This is a genomic window from Rathayibacter sp. YIM 133350 (genome assembly GCF_037404875.1).
Classification (GTDB): Bacteria; Actinomycetota; Actinomycetes; order Actinomycetales; family Microbacteriaceae; genus Orlajensenia.
Window position 1 is genome coordinate 172,815 of record NZ_JBBELO010000034.1, and the last position, 12,236, is coordinate 185,050.

A 12,236-nucleotide genomic window follows, 5' to 3' on the forward strand; every position below is an offset into this window, starting at 1 on the left:
CCCGCCGCACGATGCTCGCTCGGGCGGCGCTAAACCCAGCGCTGCTCGAGCGAGTGCACCCCCGCCGGATGCGGCAGGGCCGCGGCCGCAAGGGCCGCGGCGACCTCGACGGCCTCGTCGCGCACCATGCCCACCGTCACGCGCACGAACTGCGGCGCACCGGCATCCGTCGCGAAGAAGGGCGTACCCGGCGCCACTCGGATGCCGGCGGCGGCCAGCTGCACGAGCGCCGAGCGCTCGTCGGCCACCGCGACCCAGGTGTTGATGCCGTCGGAACGGCCCGGCTTCAGTCCCCAGCCCTCGAGGGCGCTCGCGAGCGCACGCTGCCGCGCGTGGTACTGCCGCCTGGCCTCGGCGACTTCGGCCATCGACTGCCCGTCGGTGAGCAGGTCGTAGACGATGCGCTGCACCATGCGGCTGGTCCAGCCCGGTCCGAGCATGCGGCGGGCCACGATGCGGTCGAGGATCGCCGCCGGTCCGCCGAGCGCGGCAATGCGCAGGTCGGGTCCGTGCGACTTCGAGAAGCTGCGCACGTGCAGCACCTGTTCGGGCAGGTACTCGGCGAGGCTCACGTCCGCAGCCACCGCGATCTGCCCGGAGTGATCGTCTTCGAGCACGATGAGTCGCTCGCCGTTCGGATGCGACCGGATGACACGCGCCAGTTCGCGCGCCCGGTCCGCCGTCATCGAGACCCCGGTCGGATTCTGGGCGCGCGGCTGCAACAGCAGCGCGGCCGGCCGGCTCCCGAGCGCATCCCTCAGCGACGACGGCGTGATGCCCTGCTGGTCGAGGGCGACGGGCACGCGCACCGCTCCGAGAGCGTCGAGCAGGTCGAAGAAGTGCGGGAACCCCGGCGACTCCACGATCACGCGATCCCCGAATCGCACGACGGCGTCGAGTGATCGCGAGATCGCGTCGAGCGCGCCGTCGACCACGGTGAGTGCCTCCACCGTCGAGGGCCAGGCCGCACGCAGCACGCGCTCGAGTTCGGGGATGACGGGCAGGTCGTGGTAGCTCGGCGTCTCGGCGATGGCCGAGACGCGGGTGAGCGCCCGCTCGAGTTCGGGGAGCAGCTGCGGGTCGGGGGTTCCGCGCGAGAGGTCGAGCCGCAGCTCGCCGACGTATCCCGCCAGCCCCTTGGTGCGCGGCGGCAGCCAGGGCGCATCCGTGCTGCGCACGAAGGAACCGGCGCGGCCGCGAGAGACGATGAGTCCGGCGCGAGCGAGCGCCTGCCAGGCCTGGCTGACGGTGGCCGGACTCACTCCGAGGTCGGCTGCCATTTGGCGCACCGTCGGCAGCCGATCGCCGGGAGCGAGCTGGCCGTCGTGGATGAGTCGAGCCAGGGCGGCCGCGATCTCGGGAGGACTCTGGGCGTCGATCTGCACGATTCCACCCTGCATGCCTCTTGCCTCCTCTCGGAGGGGTGGTCACAATGACTTACACGTACGTCACACAGTGAAACAAAAGAGAAATGTTCACGCCGAACAATAACAGAACGGGCGACGAGGCTCGGAAGTTCGGCTCAACCCCTCGGCGTTGGTGATGTTGCGAAACGGATGCCAACGCCGGCTGATCTCGTGAGGAGACCCCCGGTATGACTGTGGTTCGCGCAGCGATCACCCAGACCACGTGGACGGGCGACAAGGAATCGATGATCGCCAAGCATGAGCAGTTCGCCCGAGACGCCAAGGAGCAGGGCGCCGAGGTCATCTGCTTCCAAGAGCTGTTCTACGGCCCCTACTTCGGCATCACCGAAGACGCCAAGTACTACGACTACGCCGAACCCGCCGACGGACCCGTCGTGCAGCGCTTCGCCGCGCTGGCCAAGGAGCTCGGCCTCGTGATGATCCTGCCGATCTACGAGGAGGAGCAGCCGGGCGTGTACTACAACACGGCCGTGGTGGTGGATGCCGACGGCAGCATCCTGGGCAAGTACCGCAAGCACCACATCCCGAACCTCGACAAGTTCTGGGAGAAGTTCTACTTCCGCCCCGGCAACCTCGGCTACCCCGTGTTCGACACGGCCGTGGGCAAGATCGGCGTGTACATCTGCTACGACAGGCACTTCCCCGAGGGCTGGCGTGAGCTCGGCCTGAACGGCGCCCAGATCGTCTTCAACCCGAACGCGACCAAGCCCGCCCTCTCGAACCGGCTCTGGCAGATCGAGCAGCCCGCCGCGGCCGCGGCCAACGGCTACTTCATCGCCGCCCCGAACCGGGTGGGCAAGGAGGACAACGAGTACGGCGACCTCGCCGTGAGCTTCTACGGCTCGAGCCAGTTCGTCGATCCAAGGGGAAACCTCGTCGGCGATTACGGGTCGGACCAGCACGAGGAGCTCGTCATCCGCGACCTCGACCTCGACCTCATCCGCGAGGTGCGCAACACCTGGCAGTTCTACCGGGACCGCAGGCCCGACTCGTACACCGCCATTCCCCAGCCGTAGCGGCAGCCGTCCCCGGAATCCGTTCTCTGCGCCTGTCGCAGGGGCTGCAGGCAACGACACGACCTAAGGAATCGCACATGGCAACAACCCTCATCACCGGCGGAACAGTGGTCAGCGCGACCGGCCGCGGCGCGGCGGACGTGCTCATCGACGGCGAACGCATCGTCGCGGTGCTCGAGCCCGGTTCCCGGCTTCTCGGAACGGATGTCGCGGCATCCGTCGACACCGTCGTCGACGCGACCGGCAAGTACGTCATTCCCGGCGGCATCGACGCCCACACCCACATGGAGATGCCGTTCGGCGGCACCTTCGCCTCCGACACCTTCGAGACCGGAACCCGGGCGGCCGCGCACGGCGGAACCACGTCGATCGTGGACTTCATCGTGCAGTACCCCGACCAGAACATCCTCGAGCAGTACAACCTCTGGCACGAGAAGGCGGCCGGCAACTGCGCCATCGACTACGGCTTCCACCAGATCCTCTCCGACGTGCAGGACTCCTCGCTCACGGCGATGGACGAGCTGATCGCAGAAGGGGTGACGAGCTTCAAGCTGTTCATGGCCTACAAGGGCGTCTTCCTGAGCGACGACGGCCAGATCCTGCGGGCGTTCCAGAAGGGAGCGCAGAACGGCGCGATGATGATGATGCACGCCGAGAACGGCGCCATTATCGACGTTCTGGTGAAGCAGGCCATCGAGGCGGGCAACACGTCGCCCTACTTCCACGGGCTCACCCGGCCCTGGCAGGCGGAGGAAGAGGCCACCCACCGGGCGATCATGATCGCCGACCTCACCGGTGCTCCGCTCTACGTCGTGCACGTGAGCGCCAAGCAGGCGGTGGAGCAGATCGCCGCAGCTCGTGACAAGGGCCTCAACATCTTCGGCGAGACCTGTCCGCAGTACCTCTACCTCTCGCTCGAGGACCAGCTCGGGGCATCCAGTGAGCAGTGGGGCGACTTCGAGGGCGCAAAGTGGGTCTGCTCCACACCGCTGCGCTCCAAGGCCGAGGGCCACCAGCACCACATGTGGCAGTCGCTGCGCACCAACGACATCCAGATGGTCTCCACCGACCACTGCCCGTTCTGCATGAAGGGCCAGAAAGACATGGGAATCGGCGACTTCTCGAAGATCCCCAACGGCATCGGCTCCGTGGAACACCGCATCGACCTGATGTACCAGGGCGTCGTGACCGGGCAGATCACCCTCGAGCGCTGGGTGGAGCTCACGAGCACCACCCCTGCCCGCATGTTCGGCATGTACGGCAAGAAGGGGGTGATCCAACCGGGCGCCGACGGCGACGTGGTCGTCTACGACCCGAACGGGCACACCTCGATCGGCCTCGGCAAGACGCATCACATGAACATGGACTACTCGGCGTGGGAGGGCTTCGAGATCGACGGTCACGTCGACACGGTCATCTCGCGCGGCAAGGTCATCGTCGACGACAACCGCTATCTCGGCACTAAGGGCGATGGCCGCTACGTCAAGCGCGGCCTGAGCCAGTACCTGGTCTGAGAGGACGACGGATGGAATTCGGAGCGGTGCTGCAGACCAACCCGCCGGCCTCGCGCACGGTGCAGCTGGCGAAGCTGGCCGAGAACCACGGCTTCACCCACGTGTGGACCTTCGACTCGCACCTGCTGTGGCAGGAGCCGTACGTGATCTACAGCCAGATCCTCGCCGAGACCCGCAAGGTCAAGGTGGGGCCCTTCGTCACCAACCCGGCGACGCGGGACTGGACCGTCACCGCATCCATCTTCGCGACGCTGAACGAGATGTACGGCAACCGCACCATCTGCGGCATCGGTCGCGGCGACTCCGCCGTGCGCGTGACGAACGGCAAGCCGACCACGATGCGCGAACTGCGCGAGTCCATCCATGTCATCCGAGAGCTCGCCAATTCGCGGGCTGTCGAGTACAACGGGGCGAGCCTGCAGTTCCCGTGGAGTCGGGGCTCCCAGCTGGATGTTTGGGTCGCCGCCTACGGACCCCTCGCGCTCAAGCTCGCCGGGGAGGTCGGCGACGGCTTCATCCTGCAGCTGGCCGACGTCGACATCGCCGCGTGGATGATCAAGACGGTGCGCGAGGCCGCCGAGGCCGCCGGGCGTGACCCGATGGCTGTGAAGTTCTGCGTGGCCGCGCCGATGTACATCGGCGATGACTGGGAGCACATGCGCGAGCAGTGCCGCTGGTTCGGCGGAATGGTGGGCAACCATGTCGCCGACATCGTCGCCAAGTACGGTCCGTCGACGGGCTCGGGTGCGGACGCCGTGCCGCAGGCGCTGACCGACTACATCCGCGGCCGCCAGGACTACGACTACAACGAGCACGGCCGGGCGGGCAACACCCACACGGAGTTCGTGCCCGACGAGATCGTCGACCGATTCTGCCTTCTCGGAACCGCGGCCGAGCACATTGCCAAGCTCGAGCAACTGCGGGCCATCGGCGTCGACCAGTTCGCCGGCTACCTGCAGCACGACAACAAGGAGGAGACGCTGCGCGTCTACGGCGAGACCGTGATCCCGGCCCTCTCCGACCACGTGACGGCGAAGGCGTGAGCATGGCGGACGTTCGGCAGGATGCGGCACCCGGGGAGCCCGGACTGCTCGACCCCGCCGCGCCGCTGAAGGCGACGGATGCCGGTTCCGTGGGCACCGTGCCCACGCTCGTGGAGCGCCCATCGCGGCGATCGCGGGTTCGGTCCGGGCGTACCGGACGGGCTCGACGCGTCGCGCTCGGCGCAGCAGGAGTCGTTCTGCTCGCCGCGATCTGGGAATTCTACAAGGCGCTCGGCCCTGTCGACGGTGTCGTGATCGGCGGCATCACGGTGTTGCCCCGCACCTCGGACCTCGCGATGCCGCACGTCTGGACGATGATCGCCCGCCTGTTCGAGCCGGTATCGAGCATCGCGGGCGCCCCGCCGATGTGGCTGGCCGTGCTGCAGGCGTCCGCCTTCAGCCTCGGCATCGCGGCGGTCGGCTGGGTGACCGGCGTCATCGTCGGCTCGCTGCTGGCCCTTCTCATGCAGCGCTTCATCACGGCCGAGTCCGCCCTGCTGCCGTGGATCATCCTCAGCCAGACGGTGCCGCTCATCGCCATCGCGCCGCTCGTGCGGCGGTGGGGCTCGCAGATTTCGATCGGCGACTTCGAGTGGGCGCCGTGGATGTCGGTTGCACTCATCGCGAGCTACCTCGCCTTCTTCCCCGTATCGATCGGCGCCCTGCGGGGGCTGAACTCGCCTGACGCCAATCACGTCGAACTCATGCGCAGCTACGCCGTCGGCTGGTGGCGCACCCTGCTCACGCTGCGACTGCCCGCGAGTGTTCCGTACCTGCTGCCGGCGCTTCGGCTCGCCGCCGCGAGCGCGGTGATCGGAGCCATCGTCGCGGAGGTCTCCATCGGCCTGCGTGGCGGCATCGGCCGCATGGTGGTCGAGTTCGCCGCCGCGGCTGGCGGCGACCCGGCCAAGCCCTGGGCGCCCATCTTCGGAGCCGTGCTCGTCGGCCTCGCCGCAGCCGGCATCGTCAGCCTGATCGGCGCGCTGCTGCGCCGCTACCGTCGTGGAGAGGTCACCGCATGAGCATCACCCAGCCTCAGGCATCCGGATCCGCCGCAGCCACGGCGGATGCCGCAGCCGCCGTGAGCGTCGCGCATGTGAGCCGGGTCTTCAGCGGCGGTCGGGACGCCGCCGTCACCGCCCTCGACGACATCGAACTGAGCGTCGCGCCCGGCGAGTTCGTGAGCCTCATCGGCCCGAGCGGCTGCGGCAAGTCGACGCTGCTGCGCCTCATCGCCGACCTCGACAGCCCGACCTCCGGCGAGATCCGGGTGTTCGGCAAGACGGCGGCGAAGGCACGCGTCGACCAGGAGTACGGCATCGCCTTCCAGCAGGCCGGCCTGCTGCCGTGGCGCACGGTCGCCGCCAACATCGCCCTGCCCCTCGAACTGCACGGCACCCGCAAGCGCGAGCGCGACACCCGCGTGAGCGAGCTGCTCGAGATGGTGGGCCTGAGCGACTTCGGCGCCAGCTATCCCGACCAACTCTCGGGCGGAATGCAGCAGCGGGTGGCGATCGCGCGGGCGCTGGCCGAGAGCCCCCGCCTGCTGCTGATGGACGAGCCCTTCGGCGCGCTCGACGAGATGACGCGTGAACGCATGCAGAACGAGCTCGTGCGCATCTGCGCCGAGACGGATGCCGCGGTCGTCTTCGTCACCCACTCCATTCCCGAGGCGGTCTTCCTCTCCAACCGCGTCGTGGTGATGTCGCCGCGGCCGGGTCGCGTGGTCGAGGTGCTGCCGGTGCGGCTGGGTTCCGCCGCCGACCGCGGCGAGGGACTGCGCGAGGAGGAGGGCTTCTTCGACGCGGTCAGCGCCGTGCGCGAAGCGCTGCACGGTCCGGTCGCCGCTCCTCACTCCTCCCGTCGGGAGCAGCGATGAGGCCGGCGGCGGGAACGACGAGGGCGGTGCTCGCTCCGCTGCTGCTCGGCGTGGCCGCCCTCGTGCTCTGGCAGCTGGCGGTCCTCGCCTTCGACATCAAGCCGTTCGTGCTCCCGAGTCCGCTGGAGATCTTCGCGCAGTTCACGAAGAACGTCGCAACCGTCTGGCAGGCGTGCCTCGTCACCGGTGCGAACGCGTTCATCGGGCTCGTGATCGGCGGCATCCTCGGAGTGGTGTTCGCCGTGCTCGCCGCGTTGCTGCCCGTGCTCGACGAGCTCAGCGTCGCCCTCGTCGCCGCGCTCAGCGTCATCCCGATCGTCGCCCTGGCTCCCGTGCTGTACTCGATGTTCGGCGCCGGCGCCGAGACCGCCCGCCAGATCGTGGCCGCGATCGCCGTCTTCATCCCCGTCTACCTCAACGCCCTGCGGGGATTCCGGCAGACCCGTGCGGTGCACCGCGACCTGATGCGCGCCTACGCGGCGGGGCCGTGGCAGCGCACCCGCACCGTGACGCTGCCGACCGCGACGCCGTTCATCTTCACCGGCCTGCGCATCGCGAGCTCGCTCGCCGTGATCTCGGCGCTCATCGCCGAGTACTTCGGCGGCCCCGTCGGCGGTCTCGGCAAGTCGATCACGTCCGCCGCGTCGAGCAGCAACTACTCCCTCGCCTGGGCCTACGTGCTCGGCTCCATCATCCTCGGCCTGGTCTTCTACGGAGCGACCCTCGGGCTCGAGAGGCTTGCGTCCCGCCACCGGCCGGCCGCCTGAGGGTCGCGGCGTCGCACCCACGAGGCAGACGCGCCGCACCTGTACCGCACCACACCACAGAGGCACCTGAAGGAGGAAGACATGAAACACAGCACCAGGAAGCTCGCCGGCGCTCTCGCGATCGTCGCGGCATCCGCCCTGGCACTCAGCGCATGCTCGTCGGGCTCGAGCGACTCCGGTTCCACGTCGTCGAGCGGCGGCGGTGACCTGACGCCGATCAAGCTGCAGTTGCAGTGGTTCGCGCAGGCGCAGTTCGCCGGCTACTACGCGGCCGTCGACCAGGGTTACTACAAGGACGAGGGCCTCGACGTGTCGATCGTCGAAGGCGGGTCGGACATCGTTCCGCAGGACTCGCTCGCCAACGGCGACGTCGACTACGCGATCTCGTGGGTGCCCAAGGTTCTCGGCTCCATCGAGCAGGGTGCCCACATCACGGACGTCGCGCAGATCTTCGAACGCAGCGCCACCACCCAGATCTCGTTCAAGGACAAGGGCATCACCTCGCCGGCCGACCTGAAGGGCAAGAAGGTCGGCAGCTGGGGCTACGGCAACGAGTGGGAGCTGTTCGCCGGCATGCAGAAGGAGGGCGTCGGCGTGAACGACATCTCCCTCGTGCAGCAGGCGTTCGACATGAACGGGTTCCTCTCGGGCGACATCGACGCGGCGCAGGCCATGACGTACAACGAGTACGCCCAGGTGCTGGAGACGAAGAACCCGGCGACCGGCGAGCTGTACACGCCCGATGACCTCAACGTCATCAACTGGAACGACGTCGGAACGGCGATGCTGCAGGATGCGATCTGGGCCGATGCCGACCGGCTGAGCGACGACAAGGACTACGCCGACAACACGGTGAAGTTCATCAAGGCGTCGATCAAGGGCTGGGCCTACGCTCGCGATCACGCCCAGGAAGCGGCCGACATCGTCACCAAGGCGGGTTCCCAGTTGGGCCAGAGCCACCAGCTCTGGATGACCAACGAGGTCAACAAGCTCATCTGGCCCTCGACCAACGGAGTCGGCATGATCGATGAGAAGGCCTGGCAGCAGACCGTCGACATCGCCATGAAGACGAAGAACGAGACGGGCGCCACCATCATCACGAGCAAGCCGCCGAAAGACGCGTATTCCAACGAGTACGTGAAGAAGGCGCTCGCTGAGCTGAAGGATGACGGCGTGGACACCATGGGCGCTAACTTCACGCCCATCGAGGTCACCCTGAAAGAGGGCGGCAAGTAGAACCCCGGGTGCCGGCTCGCGAGCCCCGCGCTTCGCGAGCCGGCACCACCCCCGGTCGTACGAAAGAAGGCACCATGACCACCGAGACCGCCCTCTCACCGCTCGACGCACGGGCGCGCGAGCTCGACGCGGCGCACGTGTTCCACTCCTGGTCGGCCCAGGCGGGGCTGAACCCACTCGTGATCGCCGGCGGCTCGGGCTGCCGCGTATGGGATCACTCCGGCACGAGCTGGCTGGACTTCTCGAGCCAGCTCGTCAACACCAACATCGGCCACCAGCACCCGGCGGTCATCGCGGCCATCCACGAGCAGGCCGACCTGCTCGCCACGGTCGCCCCCGCCACCGCCAACCTCACCCGTGGCGAGGCCGCGCGCCGCATCGTCGAGCGTGCGCCCGAGGGGTTCGACAAGGTCTTCTTCACCAACGGCGGTGCGGATGCCAACGAGAACGCCATCCGCATGGCGCGCCTGCACACGGGCCGCGACAAGATCCTCTCGACTTACCGCTCGTACCACGGCAACACCGGTGCGGCCATCGTCTCGACCGGCGACTGGCGTCGCATCCCGAACGAATACGCGCGCGGGCATGTGCACTTCTTCGGACCGTACCTCTATCGCAGCGAGTTCTGGGCGACGACGCCCGAACAGGAGAGCGAGCGCGCCCTGCACCACCTCGAGCGCGTGATCCAGGCCGAGGGTCCCACCTCGATCGCGGCGATCCTGCTCGAGACGGTTCCCGGTACGGCGGGCGTGCTCGTGCCGCCGCCCGGCTACCTCGCGGGCGTGCGGGCTCTCGCCGACCGCTACGGCATCCTGCTGATCCTCGACGAGGTGATGTGCGGCTTCGGCCGCACCGGGCGATGGTTCGCCTTCGAGGGCCACGACGTCGTGCCCGACCTCATCACCTTCGCGAAGGGCGTGAACTCGGGCTACGTTCCCGCGGGCGGCGTGATCATCTCCAATGAGATCGCGGCGGACTTCGACGAGCACGTCTTCCCCGGCGGCCTGACCTACAGCGGGCATCCGCTCGCGATGGCGGCGATCGTGGGGGCTCTCGTCGCGATGGAGTCCGAGGGCATCGTCGAGAACGCCCGGCGCGTGGGTGCGGATGCGATCGGTCCCGCACTGCGCGAGCTGGCATCAGCGCACCCGAGCATCGGCGAGGTGCGCGGAGAGGGCGTGTTCTGGGCGCTCGAGCTCGTGGCCGACCGCGAGACCCGTGAACCGCTCGCCGCCGCCGGCATGGGGCGCATCAAGAGCGAGCTCGTGGGCCGTGGGCTGCTGCCGTTCGTGCAGGACAACCGCATCCACGTCGTGCCCCCGTGCATCGTGACCGACGATGAGGTCGCCGAAGCCGTGCAGAAGTACGACGAGGTGCTCACGCTCGTGGAGGCCTCGGCGCCGTGACCCCAGACCCTGAGGTGTGCGGCGGTCCCTGAGCTTGTCGAAAGGCCGCATCCCACCTCGAAGACCCGGTCCCTGAGCTCGTCGAAGGGCCGCATCCCACCTCGAAACCCCGGTCCCTGAGCCTGTCGAAGGGCCGCATCCCACACCACGACTTCACCGCAGAAGACACCGAAGGAACACATCATGACCGACACACTCACCAACGAACCGGACACGAGGGCGGGCGAGACCGCCGTGCTCGACCACTGGATCGACGGAGCTGCGGCCGCGGGGGAGTCCAGCCGCACCGCACCCGTCTACGACCCGGCCCGCGGCGTGGTGCAGAAGCACGTGCGCATGGGCTCCGCCGCCGATGTTGCGCGTGCGGTCGAGGCGGCATCCGTCGCCTTCGCGACCTGGAGCGAGACCTCGCTCGCCAAACGACAGTCGGTGATGTTCTCGTTCCGGGAGCTGCTGAACGCCCGCCGCGACGAGCTCGCCGAGATTCTCACGAGCGAGCACGGCAAGGTGCTCTCGGACGCCGCGGGCGAGATCGCCCGCGGGCTCGAGGTCGTCGAGTTCGCCTGCGGCATCTCGCAGCTGGTCAAGGGCGACTACAGCGAGAACGTCTCGACCGGGGTCGACGTGTACACGCTCAAGCAGCCGCTCGGCGTCGTCGGCATCATCAGCCCGTTCAACTTTCCGGCCATGGTGCCCATGTGGTTCTTCCCCATCGCCATCGCCACCGGAAATACGGTCGTGCTGAAGCCGTCGGAGAAGGACCCGTCGGCGGCCAACTGGATGGCCGCGCTGCTGAAGGAGGCCGGGCTTCCCGACGGCGTCTTCAACGTCGTTCACGGCGACAAGGAGGCTGTGGATGCGGTTCTCGAGCACCCGGGAATCGCCTCGGTCTCGTTCGTCGGTTCCACGCCGATCGCGCAGTACATCTACGAGACGGCCGCGCGCAACGGCAAGCGCGTGCAGGCACTGGGCGGAGCCAAGAACCACATGCTCGTGCTTCCCGACGCCGACCTCGACCTCGTGGCCGACTCGGCGGTCAACGCCGGCTTCGGTTCGGCCGGGGAGCGCTGCATGGCCATCTCGGTCGTGCTCGCCGTGGACTCCGTCGCCGACGAACTCGTCGCGAAGGTGAAGGAGCGCATGGCGGCCCTGCGCATCGGAGACGGCCGGCGCTCCTGCGACATGGGACCGCTCATCACCGAGGTGCATCGCGACAAGGTCGCCTCCTACATCGATCTCGCGATGACAGATGGCGCCGACGTCGTCGTCGACGGCCGGAACACCGAGGTCGACGGAGCGGCGGAGGGGTTCTGGCTCGGGCCGACGCTTATCGACAAGGTGCCCACCTCATCCGCGGTGTACACCGATGAGATCTTCGGGCCGGTGCTCTCGATCGTGCGCGTCTCGGGCTACGAAGAGGGCCTCGAGATCATCAACCGGGGCAAGTACGGCAACGGCACGGCGATCTTCACGAACGACGGCGGCGCCGCACGGCGATTCCAGCGCGAGGTGCAGGTCGGCATGGTGGGCGTGAACGTGCCGATTCCGGTGCCGGTGGCCTACCACTCCTTCGGCGGCTGGAAGGCCTCGCTCTTCGGCGATGCCAAGGCCTACGGTCCGGCGGGCGTTGCGTTCTTCACGCGTGAGAAGGCCATCACCTCACGCTGGCTCGACCCGAGCCACGGCGGCATCAACCTGGGCTTTCCGCAGCACAGCTGAGCCCTTGCCGATCCCTTGTCGAAGGGCCGGGTCCCTGAGCTTGTCGAAGGGCGGGGTCCCCGAGCTTGTCGAAGGGCCCGGTGGCGGGGGCTGCCTTGTGTCGTACGTCCGGCGGGGTCCCGAAGGGGAGGGTCCCGCCCAAAGATGCCCACCCTCCCGGTGGCGGGAGCTGTCTTGTGTCGTTCGTCCGGCGGGGTCCCGAAGGGGAGGGTCCCGCCCAAAGATGCCC

At 68.2% G+C, this 12,236-nt stretch carries 10 protein-coding genes; 9 read left to right on the plus strand and 1 reads right to left on the minus strand.

The features are described 5' to 3' along the window. Positions 1–29: 29 nt before the first annotated feature. Complete coding sequence (locus tag WDJ51_RS13880; protein WP_337853054.1) at positions 30–1,400, minus strand: aminotransferase-like domain-containing protein; 1,371 nt, start codon at positions 1,398–1,400, stop codon at positions 30–32. A gap of 194 nt (positions 1,401–1,594) precedes the next feature. On the opposite strand from WDJ51_RS13880, the gene WDJ51_RS13885 reads away from it, so the two are divergent. The 9 genes from WDJ51_RS13885 (at position 1,595) to WDJ51_RS13925 (ending at position 12,007) form a co-directional block, all read left to right on the plus strand. Beyond that, entirely contained in the window at positions 1,595–2,443 is an 849-nt protein-coding gene (locus WDJ51_RS13885) for a nitrilase-related carbon-nitrogen hydrolase (RefSeq protein ID WP_337853055.1), read from the plus strand. A 77-nt stretch (positions 2,444–2,520) separates the two neighbouring features. Then, entirely contained in the window at positions 2,521–3,957 is a 1,437-nt protein-coding gene (gene hydA / locus WDJ51_RS13890; protein ID WP_337853056.1) for a dihydropyrimidinase, read from the plus strand. An 11-nt stretch (positions 3,958–3,968) separates the two neighbouring features. Next, positions 3,969–5,000, plus strand: coding sequence for a TIGR03842 family LLM class F420-dependent oxidoreductase (locus WDJ51_RS13895; protein WP_337853057.1), 1,032 nt, complete (start codon positions 3,969–3,971; stop codon positions 4,998–5,000). Between the two features lie 2 nt (positions 5,001–5,002). Next, on the plus strand, positions 5,003–6,022 hold the full coding sequence (locus WDJ51_RS13900) for an ABC transporter permease (protein WP_337853058.1): 1,020 nt from the start codon (positions 5,003–5,005) through the stop codon (positions 6,020–6,022). Next, on the plus strand, positions 6,019–6,879 hold the full coding sequence (locus WDJ51_RS13905) for an ABC transporter ATP-binding protein (RefSeq protein ID WP_337853059.1): 861 nt from the start codon (positions 6,019–6,021) through the stop codon (positions 6,877–6,879). Before WDJ51_RS13900 ends, WDJ51_RS13905 begins: the two co-directional genes overlap by 4 nt. Further along, positions 6,876–7,646: an ABC transporter permease gene (locus WDJ51_RS13910; RefSeq protein WP_337853060.1), complete on the plus strand. Its 771-nt coding sequence runs from the start codon at positions 6,876–6,878 to the stop codon at positions 7,644–7,646. The genes WDJ51_RS13905 and WDJ51_RS13910 overlap by 4 nt, the downstream gene beginning before the upstream one ends. 81 nt (positions 7,647–7,727) lie before the next feature. Continuing rightward, entirely contained in the window at positions 7,728–8,882 is a 1,155-nt protein-coding gene (locus WDJ51_RS13915) for an ABC transporter substrate-binding protein (RefSeq protein ID WP_337853061.1), read from the plus strand. 74 nt (positions 8,883–8,956) lie between these two features. Beyond that, a complete protein-coding gene (locus WDJ51_RS13920; protein ID WP_337853062.1) occupies positions 8,957–10,288 on the plus strand; it encodes an aspartate aminotransferase family protein in 1,332 nt (443 codons plus the stop codon). A gap of 183 nt (positions 10,289–10,471) precedes the next feature. Next, positions 10,472–12,007 (plus strand): CoA-acylating methylmalonate-semialdehyde dehydrogenase, encoded by a 1,536-nt coding sequence (locus tag WDJ51_RS13925; protein WP_337853063.1) that lies wholly within the window; start codon positions 10,472–10,474, stop codon positions 12,005–12,007. The last annotated feature ends 229 nt before the right edge of the window (positions 12,008–12,236 follow it).